Origin of the sequence: Thalassospira sp. A3_1, from assembly GCF_017744215.1 — a bacterium.
Classification (GTDB): domain Bacteria; phylum Pseudomonadota; class Alphaproteobacteria; order Rhodospirillales; family Thalassospiraceae; genus Thalassospira; species Thalassospira lucentensis_A.
In genome coordinates this window covers 637,155-659,107 of sequence record NZ_JAGHQQ010000003.1, presented here as the reverse complement: position 1 = coordinate 659,107, position 21,953 = coordinate 637,155, and the positions used below count along the sequence as shown (strand labels likewise).

At 54.5% G+C, this 21,953-nt stretch carries 18 protein-coding genes; 12 read left to right on the top strand and 6 right to left on the bottom strand.

The window, feature by feature from the left end; genetic code table 11:
* Positions 1 to 130: 130 nt before the first annotated feature.
* Complete coding sequence (locus J7395_RS16500; RefSeq protein ID WP_062949275.1) at positions 131 to 817, bottom strand: GGDEF domain-containing protein; 687 nt, start codon at positions 815 to 817, stop codon at positions 131 to 133.
* A 148-nt stretch (positions 818 to 965) separates the two neighbouring features.
* On the opposite strand from J7395_RS16500, the gene J7395_RS16495 reads away from it, so the two are divergent.
* Positions 966 to 1,277 carry a DUF5818 domain-containing protein gene (locus J7395_RS16495; RefSeq protein ID WP_062949273.1) on the top strand — a complete coding sequence of 104 codons (312 nt, stop codon included), beginning with the start codon at positions 966 to 968 and terminating at the stop codon, positions 1,275 to 1,277.
* A gap of 15 nt (positions 1,278 to 1,292) precedes the next feature.
* On the opposite strand, the gene J7395_RS16490 is transcribed toward J7395_RS16495, so the two are convergent.
* Together J7395_RS16490 and J7395_RS16485 are read right to left on the bottom strand one after the other, a co-directional pair.
* Complete coding sequence (locus J7395_RS16490; RefSeq protein ID WP_209222458.1) at positions 1,293 to 2,093, bottom strand: SPOR domain-containing protein; 801 nt, start codon at positions 2,091 to 2,093, stop codon at positions 1,293 to 1,295.
* Positions 2,094 to 4,478: an AAA family ATPase gene (locus J7395_RS16485; RefSeq protein WP_082832742.1), complete on the bottom strand. Its 2,385-nt coding sequence runs from the start codon at positions 4,476 to 4,478 to the stop codon at positions 2,094 to 2,096.
* A 229-nt stretch (positions 4,479 to 4,707) separates the two neighbouring features.
* Between J7395_RS16485 and J7395_RS16480 the strand changes: the two genes are divergently transcribed.
* Positions 4,708 to 5,592: a hypothetical protein gene (locus J7395_RS16480; RefSeq protein ID WP_209222456.1), complete on the top strand. Its 885-nt coding sequence runs from the start codon at positions 4,708 to 4,710 to the stop codon at positions 5,590 to 5,592.
* Between the two features lie 14 nt (positions 5,593 to 5,606).
* Here J7395_RS16480 and J7395_RS16475 read toward each other — a convergent pair whose 3' ends face one another.
* Positions 5,607 to 7,049, bottom strand: a complete 1,443-nt coding sequence (locus tag J7395_RS16475; RefSeq protein WP_209222454.1) for a PLP-dependent aminotransferase family protein — start codon at positions 7,047 to 7,049, stop codon at positions 5,607 to 5,609.
* Between the two features lie 139 nt (positions 7,050 to 7,188).
* On the opposite strand from J7395_RS16475, the gene J7395_RS16470 reads away from it, so the two are divergent.
* From J7395_RS16470 to J7395_RS16425, 10 genes are all read left to right on the top strand, one after another.
* Entirely contained in the window at positions 7,189 to 7,413 is a 225-nt protein-coding gene (locus tag J7395_RS16470) for a DUF1127 domain-containing protein (protein WP_231858158.1), read from the top strand.
* Positions 7,414 to 7,529: 116 nt separating this feature from the next.
* Positions 7,530 to 8,498, top strand: a complete 969-nt coding sequence (locus J7395_RS16465) for a threonine dehydratase (RefSeq protein ID WP_209222452.1) — start codon at positions 7,530 to 7,532, stop codon at positions 8,496 to 8,498.
* A complete protein-coding gene (locus J7395_RS16460; protein ID WP_209222450.1) occupies positions 8,495 to 9,928 on the top strand; it encodes a pyridoxal-dependent decarboxylase in 1,434 nt (477 codons plus the stop codon). The genes J7395_RS16465 and J7395_RS16460 overlap by 4 nt, the downstream gene beginning before the upstream one ends.
* A gap of 48 nt (positions 9,929 to 9,976) precedes the next feature.
* Positions 9,977 to 10,804 carry a PhzF family phenazine biosynthesis protein gene (locus tag J7395_RS16455; protein ID WP_114110368.1) on the top strand — a complete coding sequence of 276 codons (828 nt, stop codon included), beginning with the start codon at positions 9,977 to 9,979 and terminating at the stop codon, positions 10,802 to 10,804.
* Between the two features lie 279 nt (positions 10,805 to 11,083).
* Positions 11,084 to 12,955, top strand: a complete 1,872-nt coding sequence (locus J7395_RS16450) for an SLC13 family permease (RefSeq protein ID WP_062949257.1) — start codon at positions 11,084 to 11,086, stop codon at positions 12,953 to 12,955.
* 161 nt (positions 12,956 to 13,116) lie between these two features.
* Positions 13,117 to 14,322: a phosphoserine transaminase gene (locus tag J7395_RS16445; RefSeq protein ID WP_209222449.1), complete on the top strand. Its 1,206-nt coding sequence runs from the start codon at positions 13,117 to 13,119 to the stop codon at positions 14,320 to 14,322.
* Positions 14,323 to 14,465: 143 nt separating this feature from the next.
* Entirely contained in the window at positions 14,466 to 15,632 is a 1,167-nt protein-coding gene (locus J7395_RS16440) for an ATP phosphoribosyltransferase regulatory subunit (protein ID WP_209222447.1), read from the top strand.
* Positions 15,633 to 15,668: 36 nt separating this feature from the next.
* Positions 15,669 to 16,964, top strand: coding sequence for an adenylosuccinate synthase (locus J7395_RS16435; protein ID WP_062959693.1), 1,296 nt, complete (start codon positions 15,669 to 15,671; stop codon positions 16,962 to 16,964).
* A gap of 241 nt (positions 16,965 to 17,205) precedes the next feature.
* A complete protein-coding gene (locus tag J7395_RS16430) occupies positions 17,206 to 19,314 on the top strand; it encodes a protein kinase family protein (protein ID WP_247742213.1) in 2,109 nt (702 codons plus the stop codon).
* 9 nt (positions 19,315 to 19,323) lie between these two features.
* Positions 19,324 to 19,797, top strand: a complete 474-nt coding sequence (locus J7395_RS16425; protein ID WP_062949247.1) for a hypothetical protein — start codon at positions 19,324 to 19,326, stop codon at positions 19,795 to 19,797.
* A gap of 92 nt (positions 19,798 to 19,889) precedes the next feature.
* Here J7395_RS16425 and rpoH read toward each other — a convergent pair whose 3' ends face one another.
* The gene (rpoH, locus tag J7395_RS16420; protein ID WP_062949245.1) at positions 19,890 to 20,756 is read right to left on the bottom strand and encodes an RNA polymerase sigma factor RpoH; all 867 of its coding nucleotides are present in this window, start codon (positions 20,754 to 20,756) and stop codon (positions 19,890 to 19,892) included.
* 111 nt (positions 20,757 to 20,867) lie between these two features.
* Positions 20,868 to 21,863, bottom strand: a complete 996-nt coding sequence (locus tag J7395_RS16415) for an RluA family pseudouridine synthase (protein ID WP_247742212.1) — start codon at positions 21,861 to 21,863, stop codon at positions 20,868 to 20,870.
* Positions 21,864 to 21,953: the final 90 nt, after the last annotated feature.

Here is a 21,953-nt window from a genome sequence, read left to right as displayed (position 1 = left end):
ATTTTCCCCGTTTTTTATAAATAGCGATCTTGAGGGGCAATATGAAGGAAAAGCATTTAATAAACAAAAAATGCCTGCCGATATCCGATATGGGAATTTGGTGGGATGGTTTTAGGCCCGATAAGTGTGTTCAGGCGGCGTTATGACTGTTTTGGGGAAGGGCGCGTTTTGCATGCTTGTTGGCATACATCGCATCATCGGCCTGTTTCAAAAGGTCGGTGACATCGCTGTTGGCGTGATAAATCGTATAACCGAAGCTGGCCCTGATCGGAAGAGCCGTACCCTGCCAGATCAGGGGGAAGCGTAAGGTGGCTTTTTCAAGATCTCTGATCCGGGGTTCGGCGACATCGGGGTTGCTGCCAACCATCAGGATGGCAAACTCGTCCCCGCCAAACCGGGCGACAAAATCGTCGGCACGTGTGTGCGTGCGAAGGTTTTGGCCAAAATGGCGCAGAATGGCATCGCCCGCCGCATGACCATGATGATCATTGATCATCTTGAAGCCGTCCAGATCGGCAATCACCAGAAGCCCGCTTTCTTTGTAGCGGGCGGCGCGTGCCATTGCCTCGCGGGTGCGGCGAAGGAAGCCGCGGCGATTGTAAAGACCGGTCAGTTCGTCGGTCTCGACCATTTGTTCAAGCTGGCGGATACGGTTCTGCTGCTGATCAAGGCGGTTTTGCATGTCACGTGCAAGATCGACAAGTGTTGCAAACGCATCTGTGCTTTCGGTTTCAACGGTGGCACGGGTATTGACGTCCGTGCGCGGTTGAAATTCTTCAGCCAGTTGTTTCAAAAGTTCCAGATGCGAGTTGTTCATCTTTGATCTTGTTATCAATGACAATGCGAATTGAAACGCGTAAAACGTTTGCAGGATCCTTTTTAAAATCCAGTGCGTTACAACATCCTTAACGAGGGACATAAGGTTTTGTGACGATAAGAAACCGCACGAGCACAGGAGAACCATAATGAAAACCGGAATAGGCGCCGTTTCTGGCAAGTTTGCTGCGATCCTGGCCGCGGGAATGCTGCTGTCGGCATGCTCGGCATTTCAGAAAGAAAATATGACCCTGACCGGGGAAATCACCGATAATGGCCGGGAATGCGTTACATTCCGTGCTGATGACGGAACGCTTTATGCATTGGCAAACAAGGCAACCCGATTCCGTCCCGGTGACAAGGTCCGTGTGACCGGTCATGGCGCATTGATGACCACCTGTACCGAAGCCGAAACACTGATCGTCGACAAGATTGTGTTGTTAGGTGGTGAGTCAAACTAGAGCCAATTCCCGACTCTATTGATCCAGCGTTGCAAAGCAATCCGTGCCGTCAGCCAAAAGCTGGCGGCATTTTGTTTCGGCGCTGGTCATATCGGCAAAGCCGCCAAGGCGAAGCCGGTGAAAGATACCCTTGGCGCCTAGATCCGCCGTCGAAAGACTGCGTTGATGGGATTTTGCCAAATCCGGATAGCGGATCATGAAGCTTGCCCAATAGGTCTGTGCGCTGATGGTGTCGTGAAATGCGCCCAGCTGAATCGCAAATGCATTATCCGTTGCGGTCGGAAATGTGCCTGAGTCCGTTATTGCCGCAGTTTGGGATGGGCCGCTTTCGGGCATTGTTGCGGGTATCGCGGGCTGGGGTGTGTTTGCAGCCGAAACCGTTTTGGCGGATGCCGGTTGCAGGGCAGCAGTTGGCGCAAGACTGGTTTCAGGAGCGCGTTTCACAACGGTTGCCTGTGACGGCGCACGTTTGAAGCCCTGCCTTTCCATTCGATATTGTTCGGCAAGGCTTGGCCGTTCGGTATCTTCAAGCAAAACCGGTTCGGTTCGGATGGTGCCGGGTAAAAGGCTGAAGGGCTGATTGATGGGGGAAGGGCTGCTGGCATGAACCGGGATATCAGTGGGAATGGCGTCCAGACCTGATTTGATTTCTTCGGTTGCGGGGGCAGCTCTGTCGCTTACATTGCCGATATACTGCGCACGAACATTGTCCATCGTCATGATCAGAAAAAGACCTGCGGCAATGCACCTTGTTGCTGTGCCGGTCATGTCGAACCAGCAAAGGTTGCGAGCAGGGGGCATTGCCGCTTTCGTCATTTACTGCTCCGTCCATGCCGGAAAAGCATGGCGTTCACGCAGGATGCGATCATTCTGGCGCAGTCGTTCCATTGCCTTGCCATACACACTGTCGGCAGTGTATTGGCCTTCGGGATGGTCGCCGCACGGTTTGCCTGCCAGCAGTTCAATGGCATCGTTAATGTGTTCGACCGTCCAGATATTGAACTTGCCCTGGCGGATTGCCTGAACGACTTCTTCGCGCAGCACGACATTTTCCGCATTGGCCAGCGGGATGATCACCCCCTGATCGCCGGTAAAGCCCTGATCGGCGCAAATGCGATAGAACCCTTCGATCTTGTGCGAAATACCGCCGACCGGCTGGGCCTGTCCGAACTGGTTCATTGATCCGGTGACACCGATATTCTGGCGCATGGGGATGTTCGAGATTGCCGAGATGATCGCGCAAAGCTCTGCCATGGAGGCAGAGTCACCTTCGATCCCGCCATAGTTCTGTTCGAACGTGACGTTGCAGGCAAAGGAGAGCGGGAATTCCTGCGCAAAGCGGGACTTCAGGAACCCTTCGATGGTCATGACCGATTTCTGTTGCAGGGGGCCGGACATGTCGACCATGCGTTCGATGTTCAAAACCCCGAGACTGCCGACATAGGACCGTGCCGAAACACGTGCTGGCAGGCCAAAGGCATGATCGCCATAATCCAGAACCGTCAGGGCGTTGACTTGCCCGACAACCGCACCATAGCTGTCGATCAGGATTTCACGTCGTTGAACCCTTTCATGGGACCGGTCTTCAAGGCGGCTGTTGCGGTGGCGGCGTTCTTCGATGGCGCGCCGGACGTCGGCAGCCCGGATGCTGCCGCGCTTGTCGGTCTTGGCCAGTGCGCCTGCTTCGATTGCAACATCTTCGACCCGTTCGATCTGGGCTGTCAGCTTGTCACGTTCCCCCGCCCAGCGTGCCGCCTGACCCAGCAATTGACGGATTGCACCGTTATCAAGCGGGATACCGGTACGCGCCAGGGCAGACTCGCGCAGTAACCCGGTATAAATCGAAATATTGCGACCCGCTGCGGGCATATCGGCGTCGATATCAGCCTTGACCCGGAAATGGTTGCGGAAATCAACATCCAGCGAGAAGAAGGTATAGTAATATTTCGGGGCGCCGACGATCACGACCTTGACGTCAAGCGGGATCGGGCGCGGTTCAGGCGCGCCTGCGGTTGGCGGGCCGGATTTATGGGTTTCCTCAATGCGGATTTCGCCATCGCGGAGGGCTGCCTTAAGAAACGCCCAACTGTCTTCATGCTCGACCAGCGATTCCGCACGCAAAACAAGAACGCCACCATTGGCGCGATGCAGGGCACCTGGCTTGATCAGACTGAAATGCGGGTGCATGCCACCGGCCACCGGGCGGTACTGGATTTGACCAAATAGGTTATCATAGCTTGGGCTTGGTTCCAGAACGACATCAGGATGCTTGTCGCGCGAATGGTCGATCAGAAGATTGACCGCGTAACGGTCATCGACGGTTTCGGGCATTTTGCCATCGCCGCTGTCGATGGCGGGTTGGTCGCTGGCTTCTTCGAACGCGTCAATATTATCCAGAATGTCTTTTTCAAGTGCCTCGAACCAGGCCTTCATGCCCGGCGATGTGAACTTGTCGCGAATTTTGCGAATACGCGGTTTCAGAACAACTTTGGCTGCCCCGCGGCGAAGCGCATCAAGCGTATCGGCGATCTGTTCTTCAAGATCGCGGGTCGAAAGCAGCGTCTTGCGGGCTTCTTCGGCGACTTCTTCAAATGCGTCTTCGGCTTCGGCACGACGTTCCTTGGGGATTTCGTCAAGAGAAACCGGCTCGCCTTCTTCGTTCAGCGCGACGATCATTACGCCTTTTTCGTTTTCCTGAACGTCAAGACCACGTTCGCGGGCATATTCACGCAGTGCATCAAACTTTTCGCGCAGTTGGGTGCGGGCTTCTTCCGTCTGTGTCTGGGTTTCGGTCAGATGAGCCGGGGCGTTGAAGGCGGATGCAAATGCCTCGCGCAGGTGCGATACCAGCGTTTCCATCGCATCGGCCAGCTTGCGGCCTTCACCGGCGGGAAGGGCATAGGGACGCGGGCGATTGGTACGCGAAAAGTTGTTCAGATATACCCAATCCTGTGGGGCCGGGCGTTCTTCCATCGATTTCTTCAGATAATCGAGCGTTGCGGTCATGCGACCAGCACGATCAAGGCCCAGAACAAAGATGTTAAAGCCCGGTTCGGACATCGAAAGACCGAACTTCAATGCTTCTGCGGCGCGGTAATGTGATGAAAAATCGAAAATTTCAGGTGACTGGTCTTTGTGTGGGCTGCGAATCCGGAAATGTGGGAAACCACAATCATCAGCGTCGAGGCGGGAAACTGGCATTTGCTGTCTTTCTGCTGCCCAAAAGGATGTGATCAGACAGGCGCGCCGATCACGAAATCTTATCTTGGAAGCAACGCGATAGGCCGGTCAAGTGCAGCTTGCTGATTTTGCATTTGCAGATGACTGGCAGGGATGGATCATCCTTCTGTCGACCTTGACGTTACGAACAGCTATCCCCATTGATTGAGTAATAAACTCAAAAAAGCTTTGAAGGGGAATCGGGGACGGCATGGGGCATTTGTCTCGCATTCGAAGCGGTACAATCTTTGGTTTGTATCTGCTTGCCTCGATTGGCGGAGGAATTGGCATTTCCGGCGCACAGGAAACCGTCATTACCTATCGCCCTCCGCCAGAAGCGGCAGAAAATCATGTTTATCCACAACGACTTTTGGCCGAGGCCCTTAACCGGACAGCGGATCGATACGGCGATGTGCGCATTACGCAGGCCTTTGCCACCGTTTCGCGCGACAGAAGCAAGGTTCTTCTTGAAGAAGGTCGGTATTTGCATGTCATGGCTGAAGTCCCACGACCGAATTGGGAAACCGATCTGATCCCGATTTACATTCCGCTTCGCAAAGGACTTCAGGGGTACCGGTTGTTTTTCATAAACCGCGAACTCCAGCCTTTGATGGACAAGGTTGAAACACTTGACGATCTCAGACGGTTTTCGACCGGATCAGGTGCACAATGGTCGACTACCCTGATCCTTGAAAATGCGGGGTTTGATGTTGTAACCGGGCACGATTACGAAACAATGTTTGATATGTTCAGCTTGCGCCGTTTTCAGACATTCAGTCGGGGCATCAACGAAATATTCTTTGAGCTCGACACCATGTCAGACAAATATCCTGACATGTATATCGAAACCGGACTGGCTCTTCATGTACCGTTGCCAGTGTATTTTTTCGTGACACCGACAAAACCGAAGCTGGCCGAACGTATCGAACTTGGCCTGCGCGAAATGATCGCCGATGGCAGTTTCGATAAATTGTTCATGGAATATCACGGCGATCTGATCCGGCGGGCAAATCTTGCAAATCGCAAGATATTCCGTCTCGAAAAACCAAACCTGAGCAACCGGGTCCCGCTTGAAAACCCTGATCTGTGGTATTGATTACCTGATCTGGCCTACATTACGACCGTATTGCCAAATTCGCTGGTTTGCAGAAGCCGTTCGACAATCTGAACGCCTTCACGTAGCCGTTCGGTCGATTTTTCCGCGCCAAAACAAAGTCGTAGCCCGCGTGGCGGGTGCCCAACGGAAAACTGTTGTGCCGCGGTCAAAAGAACACCGTTGTTGGCCGCATTCATCACCAGTTCGCCGGGATCAATATGATCAGGCAGGCCGAGCCAGATATGATAATTGGTGGGATGGAACCGCACGTCATATCCCTTGAGTGTGCCAAGAATGATCGAAAGACGTCTTGCGGCTTCTTCGCGATGCCAGGCTTCGTATCGTTTAAGACTGCCATCCTCGATCAGCCGTGAAACCAGTTCAAGATTGATGGCTGACACCATCCAGCAGGTGGATCGGATGGCGCTGGCAAGTTTGGCGATCATTTCGCCCGGCGCATGGATATAACCGACCCGAAGGCCGCCACCGATGCTTTTGGATACGCCGTCCAGATAGATGCTGCGTTCAGGCGCAAAGCATGACAGCGGGGGTGGGGCGTCGGGATTGAGGAAATGATAAATTCCGTCTTCAATCAAAAGCAGATCGTATTTGCGCAGCAGTTCGGCGATTTCCATGCGGCGCTTCTGGCTCATGGTGCTGCAAAGCGGATTATGCAGTGTCGGCATCAGATAGATCGCGCGCGGGCTTTGCGTGCGGCACAGATTTTCCAGTGCTTCGGGAATAATGCCTTCTTCGTCCATAGAAACACCGCGCAGGCGGAATTGCAGAAGATTGGCCAGGCTGCGCAGGTTCGGATAGGTCAATTCCTCGCACAGGACCAGATCACCTGGTCGTACGGTTGCCAGCAATGAAACCGTCATGCCGTGTTGAACGCCTGCGGTTGGCAGGACGCGTTCGGGATTGTCATCCAGTCCAAGGGCACCTGCCATCGAAGCGAGAGCACGCCGGTGGCCCGGCATGCCATATTCCGACTTGTAGGTGATCATGTCATTTAACGGCGTGCATTTGGCAACGTCGATCAGGACATTGCGAATATGGTCTTCACGCGGGGGCAGGGGGCAATTCATCCGGAAGTTGACCGGGCCGATATCCTCGGCGTCGTCATTTGCCGTTTCCCGGGTCATCGCGCCGATATTGTTGCTGAAATGGCCCGGTGCAGGGACCGTTGCCGCCATATCCAGTTCGCTTTGCAATCCGCCCAGCACATATGTGCCGCGCCCGACTTCGCCCGCGACAAGCCCCAGTCTTTCCGCCTCGCGATAGGATCGGGTGATTGTGCCGACGGTGACGCCAAGGTGATAGGCGAGATCGCGATGGGTGGGAAGGCGGTCGCCGGGTTTGAGTGACCCGTCATTAACCGCGCTGCGGATGGCGTGTGCGATTTGCCGATAAACAGGACCGCTGCCGCCCTCAATGTTTGGATGCCATATTGTCATGGTGACAATGTTTAAATTGACACGGTGACAATGTCAATGACAAAACGAGATCGGTACAATTAATCGACAGGAGGAAGTGATGGTAAATTGTAACGATACAATCCGGTTTTCCGAAATCAATATCAAAGGAAATGCACAGATGAACACCAAAGGCGCCGTCAAGGCGACTACCTGGCGTTCTGCTGTTGCCGGCATCGCTGTCTCCGTGTTGGAACGTGTTCGCGTATGGCAAGAAAGTGCACGCAATCGCAGAATGTTAGAGCAACTTGACGATCATCTTTTGAAAGATGTCGGAATGACGCGGTCTGATCTGGATCGTGAATTGTCAAGGCCGTTCTGGATAGGGTTCCCCCCGCGCAGCTAGGTGAAGTTGCGCCGAACGGAGGTTCACGCTCCCTCGTGCCTCCGTTCGAACCTTGTCTGGAATTGTACCAATAATTCACATTCGATTGTACTCATAAACTATCCTAAAGGGTGACAATGTCGTTGTTTACGGTAAACGAACTTCGCGAGGCTGCGGCTTATGTCCATGAATATGTGGCGCCGACGCCGACTATTCGCTGGCCGTTGCTGGATCGGGCGACGGGATTGTCCCTGTATGTGAAACATGAAAACCATACACGCCTTGGGGCGTTCAAAATTCGCGGCGGGCTGACATTTTGCCGTTATCTGAAAACCTCGCTTGGCGTATCGCGCGGTATCATAAGTGCCACACGCGGCAATCATGGGCAAAGTCTTGCGCATGCGGCCAGTCAGTCGGGTATTTCGGCAACCATTATCGTCCCGCATGGCAATTCGGTTGAAAAGAACGCAGCGATGCGGGCCTGGGGGGCCGAGGTCATCGAGCATGGCGATGACTTTCAGGACGCGGCCGAATATGCCGCCCAACATGCGGTGGCCGAGGATCTGGTCATGGTGCCGCCATTCCACCCGGAACTTGTGCGTGGTGTTGCATCATATGGGCTGGAACTGTTTGACGCGGTCAAAAAGCTTGACCGGATTTATGTGCCGATTGGCATGGGATCAGGGATCTGTTCGTTGATTACGGTGCGCGACGCACTGGGCCTTGATACCGAAATTATCGGTGTTGTCGCGGAGGGTGCAGATGCCGTCCTGCAATCCTTCCGGGCGGGCAAGGTAATTACAACGCCAACGGCGAATACGTTTGCAGATGGTGTTGCTTGTCGCAGTCCTGATCCGGCTGCGTTTGAAATCATCAAAACCGGTGCATCCGATATCGTCGCCGTAAGTGACGATCAAATCCGTGATGCGATGCGCCTTTATTTCAGTTCCTGCCACACCCTTGCCGAAGGGGCCGGAGCCGTTTCGCTTGCGGCAGTCATTGCGGATCGTGAACGCAATATCGGCAAGAAGTCGGCTGTCATTCTGAGCGGTGCCAATATTGATCGGGCCGACTATGCCCGTATCCTGAACGGAGATACCCAATGAGCCGCCCCTTAAATCGTGCCGAAAGCAGCCCCACTGCACCAACGGCGCGTCATCTGATGTTTGACGATCTTGAACAGCTTGACCAGATTCTGGCCGCAACCAGCGATATGGCACGCGCGTTTGTTCAGGGTGCCGATGACATGGATGTAACCTGCCGCGACTTTTCTGCCTTTGATCCCTCGCGCCCGATGCCGGGGCAGGGTCGCGGTACGCTTGATGCGTTGCGGGCAGCGAAGGAAGAAATTCTGCCGCTGCTCGCCGCATCAATCGGTCCCCGTTATCTTGGCTTTGTGACCGGTGGAACCACACCCGCTGCCCTTGCCGGTGACTGGCTGACCGCTGCGGTTGACCAGAACGCCACCGGACCGGAAGGCAGTGTTACGGCGGCGGTCGAGGAACAGGTGATCAGTTGGCTGTGCGACTTGGCCGGTTTGCCCAAGGGGCGGTTTGACGGTGTTTTGACCACCGGGGCGACGGTATCGAACCTTTTGGGGCTTGTTGCCGGTCGCCAGTGGTGCGGCCAGCAGATCGGTGTTGATGTTGACGCAGATGGGGCCGGTGTTCTTCCGAGTTTTGAAATCTTTGCGGCGAGCCCGCATGCCAGCATGATCAAGGATTTATCGGTCACCGGTATCGGTCGTAACAGCTTTACCAAGGTTGCGACCCAACCCGAGACCGAAGAAACCGATATTGCCGATCTTAAGGCGAAGCTTGCGGCAAGTACGGCCAAGGCCAAGATGGTCATTGCATCTGCCGGAACGGTGAACGCCACCGATTTCGACAATCTGGTCGCTATTGCAGATTTGTGTGCGGCGTTTGGGGCGTGGCTGCATGTGGATGCGGCGTTTGGCATGTTTGCTGCCCTGGATGATCGTCGTGCCGATTTGCTGGCGGGGCTTGACCGTGCGGATTCCATCACGTCCGACGGTCATAAATGGTTGAATGTTCCCTATGATTGCGGAATTTTCCTGACCCGGCATATCCGTGTACTTGAAACCTGCTGCCGGGCATTTGCGCCTTATCTGCAGACCGAGGCGGTCGGTAATATGTATATCAATCGCGGGGTGGAAAACTCCCGCCGGTTCCGGGCCTTGCCGCTTTGGTTGGCGATGGTGGCCTATGGTCGCGACGGATTTGCCGGGATTGTTCGGGCGAATTGTGATCAGGCTGCTGATCTGGCGCAGTGGGTGCGCGGTCATGAACGGCTTGAATTGCTGAGCGAACCCAAACTTAACGTGACCATGTTTACCGGTCCGGGAAGCGATGATGACAATCGCGCCTTGCTGTCGCGAATCAATGCGACCGGCAAACTGTTTATGACGCCAACGATTTATGGTGGCCGGTTCGGGTTCCGTGCTGCGTTCAGCAACTGGCGCATGCAGGATCACGATATGGAGATTGTAAGAAACGCAATTGACAGTGTCCTGTAACAGCGTTGTTTTTCGACATATGTAGAGATCATTCAGGATAGACGACTTATGACCACACTTCCGATTTACCAGATTGACGCGTTCGCAGACCGGATGTTTGCCGGTAATCCGGCGGCGGTCGTGCCGCTTGATAGTTGGCTGTCTGATGCGGTAATGCAGAATATCGCCTTGGAAAACAATCTGTCGGAAACAGCCTTCGTGGTGAAGCTTGATCCGGCAAAGAATGACGGAGCTGATTTTCATATCCGATGGTTCACACCAACGGTCGAAGTGCCGCTTTGCGGACATGCGACGCTGGCAAGTGCGTTTGTCATTTTCAATATGCTGGGCTTTAGCGGTGATTTGATTCGCCTGCAAAGTGCTAGCGGAATTCTGACTGCGCGCCGTGATGGTGATGCGATTGTGCTTAATTTCCCCAAGCAATCGATTGCTCCTGACGATGTTCCGGTGCACGTCCTTGCCGCCATATCCGACGCAAGGCCGACAGGAACATTCCGGGTTGCCAGCCGGGATACGGATTTTGTCGTGGTCTATGATGATGCATCGGTGGTGCGGAACATGACCCCCGATATGTCAGCATTGGGAAAACTCGCCGAACGCGGTGTGATCGTTACCGCACCGGGCGATCAGCCGGGCATCGATATGGTATCGCGGTATTTCCTGCCCGCCCTTGGCATCGATGAGGACCCGGTCACCGGCTACATGCATTGCGTTGTCTCGCCGTATTGGGCGGAACGCAACGGGAAATCCAATGTTGTCGGCTATCAGGCGTCCAAGCGCGGCGGGATTGTTGATTGTACGATTGATGGTGATCGTGTCCATCTGAAGGGCAATGCGCTTTTGTATCTTAAGGGCGAGATTTATTTGCCTGATTGACGTCGGACAGACTGTCGAAAAGCGATCATTGCAATGGCGGGCAGGGCACAACACTGCCCGCCATTTTTATGGAAAGTCGCTGGTTTTCTATGACCTTACGTGGCTGGCTGATCTACCCACTATCGCGCAGGGCCGCGATCACACGTTTGATTTTTATTGACCTCTTGCAGGGGCTTTCGTCTAAGTAAGGACAAAATACGACTTTCGGGGAATGGACAGACCTTCAAAATTGTCTGCCACAACCCCGTATCAAAGCGCTGTTGCAGGGGAAGATAGATCGTGATCGATAGTGTTGTCGCCAGTTCTGCGACGCCATTACAGATGTGGGTGGTTCTGGCACTGGTCGCCGGATCGCTGGTTCTGTACGGGCTGGAGCGCATATCGCTCGAACTGACCAGCATGGCGCTGATTGCCATATTGCTGTTGTTCTTCAATTTCTTCCCACTGCCCGATGCCGAGGGCAACAACCTTCTGGATGCTGGCGCGTTGATGTCGGGGTTTGCCAACCCCGCCTTGTTGACCGTGTTATCCTTGCTTGTTGTTGGGCAGGGCATGGTTTTGACCGGTGGGGTCAGCTATATCGCCGGTCTGATTACCGAACATGGTGGCAAGAACGCATCCGTGGCGATTTTTATCGGTCTGTTTGTTGTGATGCTGATGTCGGCATTCCTGAACAACACCCCGGTTGTCGTTATCTTCATACCGATCATTCAGGCACTGGCTGAACGTATCCAGCGTTCACCAAGTGCTTTGATGATCCCGCTTTCTTATGTTGCGATTCTGGGCGGTATGACGACCCTGATCGGGTCTTCGACCAACCTTCTGGTATCAAGCTCCTTGATCGAACTTGGCATGCCTGCGCTTGAATTCTTCGAATTCACCGTGATTGGAAGCGTGCTTGCCCTGTCCGGGTTTATTTACGTCCTGTTTATTGCGCCGCGTCTTTTGCCAGCATTGGCATCGATGCGTAGCAAGCTTGCCAACCCCGACAGCAGCGGAAAACAGTTTATCGCCCAGATTACGGTTGGTCCGGCATCGCAGATGATCGGCAGCCGCCCGGTTGCGGGTTTCTTTAAGAACCTGCCCAACATCACGATCCAGATGATCGTCCGGCGCGAACATGCCGACCTGCCGCCGTTTGAAGAGGACATGGAAATCCAGGCAGGTGACGTTCTTGTCGTTGCCGCCACGCGCAAGGCCCTGACCGAGGCGCTTCAAAAAGACCCGGGGCTTTTGCATGCGGAAGCCGCCGCCGTTCACGAAGGCGGCGAGGAGATTCCGCAAAAGTCGACGCAGCTTCTGGCCGAAGTGATGCTGCCGCCGGGTTCGCGCCTGATCGGGTTCAACCTTGAACAGATCGGTTTCCGATATCAGTACAAATGCCTTGTTCTTGGTATCCAGCGCCGTTCGCGCATGATCCGCACGCAGATGACCGAAATACGCCTTGAAGCCGGTGACGTTCTTCTGGTGCAGGGAAGGTCCGAGGATGTTGAAGCTCTTCGTACCATTCGCGATGTGGTTTTGCTGGAATGGTCGACGCGTACTTTGCCGCGCCCGTTCCATGCGCGCCGTGCCGCGACCATTTTCCTTGGCGTGATTGCGGTTGCCGCGACCGGCCTTGTGCCGATCATGGTTTCAAGTTTTATCGGTGCGGCACTGATGATCGCATCCGGGGCGCTTAATCTGCGTCAAGCATCGCGTGCAATTGATCGAAAGATCGTGCTGCTGGTGGCGGCTGCTCTTGCCCTTGGCAATGCCTTACAGCTAACCGGCGGGGCCGAATTCGTAGCTGATCAGTTGTTGGCGGCAACGCGCGGGGCTCCGGCGCCGATCATCCTGTCATTGTTCTTCCTGATCGTGGCGCTCTTTACTAACGTTCTGTCGAACAATGCCTGTGCTGTTCTGTTCACACCCATCGGGATCGGCATGGCCCAAAACCTTGGGGTGGAGCCGCATATCTTTGCTATTGCGGTGGTGATGGCGGCGAACTGTTCGTTTGCATCGCCGGTCGGATATCAGACCAACCTTCTGGTGATGGGGCCGGGGCACTATCGATTTGTCGACTTCCTGCGGGCCGGGACACCATTGATCATCATCTTGTGGCTGGTGTTCAGTCTGTTTGCCCCGTGGTATTACGACATCCCGTTCTGATCCGGATTTCGGATGAGAAATCGGCTGATCTGTCATGCAAATACGGGCAGTTATGACGCGCCAAAGGCGTTTGACTTTTGCGCGTGTCGCAATAGGATCGGGCTCCGATTTTGACGAAGAATTATGCGCCTGCATCGTTCGATTATCTCAGGAATATGCCGATGGCCCAGAACGCCAATGTAACCGCCAATTCCACTGATGCCTTTGCCAAACCAAACCAGCGCCCCGAAAGCCCGAATTTTTCGTCGGGTCCATGTAAAAAACGTCCGGGCTGGTCGGCGGATGCACTTGATACCCGTGTTCTTGGCCGGTCGCATCGTTCCAAGTTTGGCAAGGAGCGCATGGAAGAGGTCATTGACCGTTCGCGCGCGATCCTGAACCTGCCTGATGATTATCTGCTTGGCGTTGTTCCCGCATCCGATACCGGTGCGGTGGAAATGGCGATGTGGTCGCTTTTGGGGCCGCGCGGCGTTGATATGCTGGCATGGGAAAGTTTCGGTTCGCTTTGGGTGACCGATGTCCTGAAACAGCTTAACCTGCCAGATGTTCGTGTCATGGAAGCCGATTACGGCAAACTGCCCGATCTTGGCGCCGTTGATTTTGACCGGGATGTCGTTTTCACATGGAATGGAACGACCGCAGGCGTTCGGGTGCCCAATGGCGACTGGATCGCATCGGACCGCAAAGGTTTGACAATTTGCGATGCGACCTCGGCGATTTTTGCGATGGAACTGCCATGGGACAAGCTGGATGTTGTCACCTATAGCTGGCAGAAGGTTCTGGGCGGTGAAGGTGGCCATGGAATTATTATCCTGAGCCCACGTGCGGTTGAGCGCCTTGAAAACCACAATCCGGCCTGGCCAATGCCGAAAATCTTCCGCATGACCAAGGGCGGAAAGCTGATTGATGGCATTTTCCGCGGGGAGACCATCAATACCCCGTCGATGCTGGTGGTCGAAGATGCCATTGATGCCCTGAAATGGGCCGAAGACATCGGCGGTCTTGAAGGTTTGCTGAAACGTACCCGCCAGAATCGCGCCTATCTTGATGAGTGGCTCGCCAAAAGTGACTGGGCGGCTGATTTGTCGGAAAAGCCGGAAACAGCATCCAATACATCAATGTGCATCAAGATTGTTGATCCGTGGGCATTGTCGTTGCCGGCGGAAAAGCAGGCAGCATTGCCAAAACGCATTTCGCAAATCCTTGAAGCCGAAGAAATCGCGATGGATATCAATGGCTATCGTGATGCGCCTCCGGGGCTTCGGATTTGGGGCGGTGCGACTGTGGAACCCAGTGATGTCAAAGCGTTGCTGTCTTGGCTCGACTGGGCCTATGCGACGGTCAAAGCTGAAATTCAGGCTGGCTGAACGGCATTTCGTAAGTATTATTTGCGTCTTCGGGGGTTTTCCCGTTGCCCTGTCCGGCACAAAGCGGTAGTAACCGCTACCGGATATATAGATCAGGCACGACCTGAACCGATTTTGCGCGCCTTGTCCGGAAAGCACACATAATGACCGAACTTGCCAGGAAAGCTCTTTTGCCCGCCGGCCTTCAGGATGTTCTGCCTGGAACCGCCGCACGGGAAGCTGACATCCGCGAAAAGCTGATGAGCAGTTTCGCACATGCGGGCTATGACCGGGTCAAGACGCCGCTGGTCGAATTCGAAGAAAGCCTTCTGGAAGGTGCTGCTCCCGAACTTGCCACCCAAACGTTCCGCCTTATGGATCCGGTGTCGCACCGGATGATGGGGGTTCGTTCCGATATGACCCCGCAGGTCGGCCGCATTGCCGCGACCCGTCTGGGGGATGCGCCACGTCCGCTGCGCCTTTCCTATTCTGGTGATGTATTGCGCATCAAGGGCACACAGTTGCGCCCGGAACGCCAGTTTGCCCAGGTCGGGGCGGAACTTATTGGCGTGTCCAGTGCCGCAGCGGATACCGAGATTGTGTTGCTGGCGCTTGAGGCGCTGGAGCATGTCGGTCTGCCCGATGTTTCGGTTGATCTGAATTTGCCGACCCTGCCGGTACGCCTGTTTGATGCGTTTGGCGTCGCGCCCGATGATCGCGAAACGCTGATCGCGGCCCTTGAACATCGCGATGTTGCCGCGGTCAAAGCGGTTAGTGGCAATGTAACCGATGTGCTTGTTGCCCTGCTTGAGGCGGCCGGTCCGGCGCAGGCGGCATTGCCGAAGCTTAGAAAACTTGAATTGCCGCTGGGCGCATCCGAAGAATTGCACCGTTTGATCGAGGTTGCCGAACGCATTCTGGCATCCGATCTTGATGCAGCCCTGACCATCGATCCGGTTGAAATGGCCGGTTTCCGCTATCAGACCGGTGTCAGCTTTACCCTGTTTGCCAAGCATGTACGCGGTGAGCTGGGGCGCGGTGGTCGTTATCGTGCCGGCGGTTCGGGCGGCGAAGCCGCAACCGGCATGTCGCTTTTCATGGATACGATTTTGCGCGGTCTTGCCGATGTGAAGCCGGTCGAACGTGTGTATCTGCCGTTGGGCACGCCACAGCGCGAAGCGCGCAAATTGCGCAAAGACGGCCATTATACCGTGGCAGCACTTGAAGGTGCGGCCGAAGCCAAAACAGAAGATGCGGCGTGCAAGGAAGCACGTCGCATGGGATGCAGTTTTATTTATCTTGGCGGCCAGATTGTGCCGCTGGGTGTGTAACCCAGAACCATTTCTTATCGCGCAAGGAGTTTTGCGATGACCAATGTTGCCGTGATCGGTTCCCAATGGGGGGACGAGGGGAAAGGCAAGATCGTCGACTGGCTGTCCGAACGGGCAGACGTCGTTGTGCGTTTCCAGGGCGGTCATAACGCCGGTCATACTTTGGTGATCGACGGAACCACCTATAAGCTGAGCCTTCTGCCGTCGGGTATCGTTCGCAAGAACAAGCTGTCGGTTATTGGCAACGGCGTTGTCGTTGATCCGTGGGCGCTTCTGACCGAGATTGACCGCCTTAAAGGGCAGGGCGTTGAAATCACGCCGGAAAACCTGCGCGTTGCAGAAAATGCCTGTCTTATTCTGCCGTTGCACGGCAATCTGGACAAGGCACGCGAAGCCGCGGCAACCGGCAACAACAAGATCGGTACCACCGGTCGCGGGATCGGCCCGGCATATGAAGACCGCGTTGGTCGCCGTGCGATCCGCGTTGGCGATTTGGCCGATGTTGAACTTCTGGAAGCCAAGGTCGAAAACCTTCTGACCCACCACAACGCGCTTTTGCGCGGTTTGGGCCAGCCGGAAGTCGATGGTGCGGAACTGTTGGCGCAGCTTAAGGAAATCGCACCGAAAATCCTGCCATTCTCGGACACTGTCTGGAAGTCGCTGAACCAGTTCAAGGAAGCCGGTCAGCGTATCCTGTTTGAAGGTGCGCAGGGCACGATGCTCGATATCGACCATGGTACGTACCCGTTCGTGACCTCTTCCAACACGGTTTCGGGACAGGCAGCGGCTGGTTCGGGTATGGGCCCGTCGGGGGTCGGTTATGTTCTGGGGATTACCAAGGCTTACACCACCCGTGTCGGCGAAGGTCCGTTCCCGTCCGAACTGTTTGATGCTGATGGCGATCGTCTTGGCGAACGCGGGCATGAATTTGGAGTGGTTACCGGGCGTAAACGTCGTTGCGGCTGGTTTGATGCGGCCCTTGTCCGTCAGTCGGTCAAGGTTAACGGTATTACCGGTATTGCACTGACCAAGCTTGACGTTCTTGACGGGTTCAAGGAAATCAAGATCTGCACCGGCTATGACATTGATGGCAAAATCTATGACCATCTTCCGGCGAACCAGCGTCTTCAGGCCAAAGCCAAACCGGTTTATGAAACCATTGAAGGTTGGTCGGAAACCACGATGGGTGCGCGTAGCTGGGCCGATCTTCCTGCCGCGGCGATCAAATATGTTCGCCGGATCGAAGAACTGATCGAGGCACCGGTTGCGTTGCTGTCGACCAGCCCGGAACGTGATGACACCATTCTGGTTCACGACCCGTTCAGCGCCTGATCGCGTGTTTGAATGAAAATGCAAAAGCCACCGGGTCTTCCGGTGGCTTTTTTCGTTTCAGGTGAATGATTTGGCCTATTTGGTCCTTGTGTGCAGCGCGGATAACGGCTTGCTCCGTTTTGTTATCGGCAGTATCGTTTCAGGGGACTAGAGGACACGACAAAACAGCTTTACAGGTAGGGGCTTTGAACGTGTTTCCTCCAACAAAGAAAAACCGGGGCTCATGGCACAAGAAGCGGAAATGCAGAAACAGGATGTTTCCGACGGCGCTGACGAACAGGATGGCGCCGGGGAGAAAAAGGATTCCCGGGCGCAGGCACCAGGCTTGGGCGGAGAGGAACCCGCTGCCAGTGGCGGTGGCGGACGAAGTGTGGAAATTGGCAATTTCCGTGTGTTTTCGGATCTTCGGCTTCCTGAATACGATATGGGTAATTGCAAGGCCTATGCCGCGGATAATCTGCGCCGCGAAGAGGGTGGTGCATTCGCACTTGTCACAGACCCGACTGTTCCAACGCGTCAAGACCTGATCAGGTTTCTGACGGGGGTACACATTGGTGGCCAGATTGATCTTCTGGACCATGAAATTGCCCACTGGCCGCTATTGGACCGCAAGACAATGGTGCTTTTCTATGAAAAGCCAGCAGGCGGTCGTGTTTTGGTGCCGGGCGAAAAACAGAGAAAGATAGACGAGCACGATTTTGCCAAAGTTGTTATCGAACCGTTGATGCATGTGTTGCAGGCTGTGGCCGACAAAGGGCTGACGCATCGGAATATTCGTGCAGACAATCTTTTCTTTGGCGATCCGATGGCTGAGAAGGTTGTCGTTGGGGATTGTTGTGCTGCCCCTGCCGGTTTCAATCAGCCACTGGTTTACGAAACCATATCCCGAATGACTGCCGACCCTGCCGGTCGCGGGTTGGGAACGCTGCTTGACGATCTTTATGCTCTGGGCATGACGATTGCCGCTCTTGGTATTGGGCATACGCCGCTTCAAAAGCTGCGCGAACAGGACATTATCGACGTTAAACTGTCCAAGGGGTCGTTCCAGGCAGTGGTCATGAATGAAAAACTGCCACTGGCATTGATTGAACCAGTGCGTGGACTTTTATGTGATGACACTGAAGAAAGATGGGGATTTGCCGAACTGAATGCCTGGATCGATGGCCGTCGGGCAAAACCGGTCCAGTCAAATACCGAGCGAAGAGCAGCCCGATCCCAGAACCTGGCGGGCAAGGATTATTATACTGCGCGATCACTTGCGCAGGGGATTGCAAAGAACTGGGTCAACTCGCTTGCACCGCTTCGCGATGGTACTGTTGAAATATGGTTGCGTCGCGGGCTTGCGGATAATGACCGCGCCAAACACATGTCCGAAGCGATACGGCAATTGCAGTGGGCTGGTGCGGATAAGCGCGCGGCCGAGGATATCCTGGTTGCCAAATCAATCATCATCCTTGATCCATCCGGAGCAATCCGGTTCAAGGGCTTTTCTGCGATGGTTGATGGTCTGGGCAGCATGCTGTCCTATGATGTTCAGCACGGTCGTGGGCCGCAGCGTTTTGCCGATGTTGTGGTCCGCGATATTCCGTCCTTCTGGTTTGGCCGTCAGGGCGGGTACAGCCCGGAAATTCAGAAGCTGCAGCAGGCGTACAAAAACCTGCGATACTATATCCAGCAGCAAAGTGCCGGTTATGGCTATGAGCGGTGCCTTTATGCCATCGTGCGCAATCAGCACTGCCTGAGCCCGATGATCGAGAAAGATTATGTTGTCGATATAACGCAGCTTTTACCAGCATTGGAAAAAGCTGCCGCAGATTTGCCTGACGATAGCTGGCCAGTGGACCGACATATCGCGGCCTTTATCGCGACCCGCCTTGAGGATGATGTCGAGGCACAGCTTCTTGCGCTGCAGAATCCTTCTGATGAAGTTGAATACAGTCGTGCGATTATCAGTATGCTGGCACTTGTTCAATGGCGGCATGGCCCCGATAACCTCCAGAACCTGTCTCATTGGGTCGCACGTTTGATGGAGCCCGCGGTCAAGGTATTTCACAGCAAAGCCAGACGGGAGCGGGTCGAACACGAAATCCCGAAACTGGCCAAACGCGGCAATCTGGTTGAACTTTACAACCTGATCAATGACGAACAGGAACGCAGAAAGGACCAGACCGAATTCATCACCGCGGTCGAGGAATATTCCGAAGCGGAAAGCGAGGTCTTTGATCTTGAATCATCAGGTCCCGCACGGCTTGAACTGGCAGAAAAAGTCGGTCAGCAGGCGGCAGCTTTTGCGTCGACCATGATTGCATTGCTGACGGTGTCGGCACTGTTTCTGATGCATATCTGGTAGGGGACGGGGATGGCAAGACAGTCTGGCAGTAAAAAGAAAAGTGCCTTTTCCGGTTTGTCGGTGGTGGCATCCGCCGTGCTTTTGTTCATGGTAGCCCTGCCGACATTCATTACTTTGGCGGTCGGGCTTTTGCCTTCTATGGTCGCGTTCATGTTTGATCGCAGCCAGGGACGGACCATGTCGCGCTGCATTTTCGGTCTGAATTTTTCAGGGGTTGCGCCCTATATCATGGAAATCTGGCAACAGGGGGCGCAAACCGTTGGTGTTGCAACGCAGGAAATTTTCCAGCCCGTTGCCTTGTCGATCATGTATGGCGCAGCCGGTCTTGGCTGGCTTTTGTATCTGGCGATGCCACCGATTGTTGCCAATGTTCTGAACCTGTCGGCCCAGCGTCGGGTTTCCGAGTTGCGCAAGAAACAGCGCGGATTAATCAAGACTTGGGGTGACAGCCTGATCAAGGAAATTGATCGGTCCGGGAAGTGACCGGTTCATTGAATGATATATCTTAAACACAAAAAAGCGGCGGACAATTTGTCCGCCGCAGTCACATTCATTGACGAGGGTAAGGTTGGGACTCACATCGGCAAATCGGTGTGGATCGATTTGCGCACTTTTTCAAAGGCACGTACTTCTATCTGGCGAATGCGTTCACGAGAAATGCCATATGCCACGCTGAGATTTTCGAGTGTCACCGGAGAGTCCAGAAGGCGACGTTGGGTGAGAATGTCGCGTTCGCGCGCGTTAAGATGCGACATCGCACTTTTCAGCAGGTTCATCCTTTGAAGGAATTCCTCGCGCTTGCCATACAGGGTTTCCTGATCTTCGTCTTCGCTTTCGATCCAGTCGACCCATTCGCCGTCGCCGTCAATGCGTACCGGCGCATTCAGAGAATGATCCGGTCCGGCGAGGCGGCGGTTCATCATGATCACGTCATCTTCGGAAACGTTCAGCTTTGTCGCGATCAGTTCCACCTGCTCCGGTAGCAGATCGCCTTCATCAATTGCCTGCATCTGGCTTTTGAGTTTCCGCAGATTAAAGAAAAGCTTTTTCTGGGCGGCGGTCGTGCCCATTTTCACCAGCGACCAGGAATGCAGGATGTATTCCTGTATTGCGGCGCGGATCCACCACATTGCGTAAGTCGCAAGGCGGAACCCTTTGTCCGGGTCAAAGCGCTTGACCGATTGAAGCAGGCCTACATTGCCTTCGGAGATCAATTCGTTTATCGGAAGTCCATAACCGCGATAGCTCATGGCTATCTTGGCAACCAGTCGCAAATGGCTGGTAATCAGCTTTTCTGCGGCAGTTGCATCATCATTGTCACGGTATTCACACGCAAACGTCGTTTCCTGTTCAGGTGTAAGCATGGGGTAACGGCGGATGCGCTGCAAATAGACTGTCAGACCATCTTGGGAGATGATTGGAAGTGCATTTCCCTGTTTCATTGAAGCCTCCCGTTACGCTTCGTATAAGGTGCGGTTTATCCCCTAGCACCTTAGACAGGGTATACGTGGGTATTAGAAGGCGTCAATAGATTTTCGACCAAAAAGGTTAGGTCAAACTATCCCAATGGGTAGGCTTAGGCAGGTGATGAGTTCTTGTAAGTCTTCCGGAAGGGGGGCTTTGGTAAGGACGTAATCGCCTGTTTTTGGGTGCAAAAATCCCAGTGTTCTGGCATGTAGCGCCTGTTTCTCAAAGCTGTTCAGAACCTCGTGCACCCGCGAGTTGAACTTCTGGGTAAGTTTGCTTCTACCATAGACAGGATCACAAATAAGTGAGTGACCGAGATGGGTCATATGGACGCGAATTTGATGTGTTCTACCCGTTGCAAGGCGGCATTCGACGAGTGAAGCCAACGAGTCGTCACGTTTTGCCAAAACTTTGTACCGGGTGAGGGCCGGTTTTCCGCCATTTCGCAGCACCGCCATCTTTTTACGGTTGCGTGGGCTTCTGCCAATATTGCCTTCTATTATGCCCTCGCGCTGGCGGGGGACACCCCAGACCACGGCGATATAGGCGCGTTCGATATTTTCCTTGTCCTCGGAAAACAGGGTCGAAAGTGCCCTATGGGTTGCGTCGTTCTTGGCAATCACCATAGCGCCGCTGGTGTCTTTGTCGAGCCGATGCACGATGCCCGGGCGCTTTACGCCGCCAATGCCCGAAAGGCTGTCACCGCAATGGGCCAGCAATGCATTGACCAGTGTACCGCTTTCATTGCCCGCTGCGGGGTGCACCACCATCCCGGCCGGTTTGTTGATTACCAGCAGATCGTCGTCCTCGTACAGGATATCAAGCGCGATCTTTTCGGCTACGGGATCGGCCGCAACAGCAGGTGGAATTTTGAGCGCAAACTGATCACCCGATTTGACCTTGTACGACATTTTGGCAACCGGATTGCCATTCAGCATCAGATGTCCATCCTCGATCAGGCTTTTGATGCGTGAACGTGATTGCTCGGGCCATGCGGTTGCCAGAACCTTATCGAGCCGCGCACCTTCATCCGAAGGCAGGGCGATATATTCAAGATGTTCCGCGTTCGGGCCGCTATCCATATTCACATCTGCTGTTGTTCGGGGCCATTCGGGCCGGTGATATCTGTTGCAGGGCGGTTTTAATCGCTTGACGATGAAATGCAATCCCGC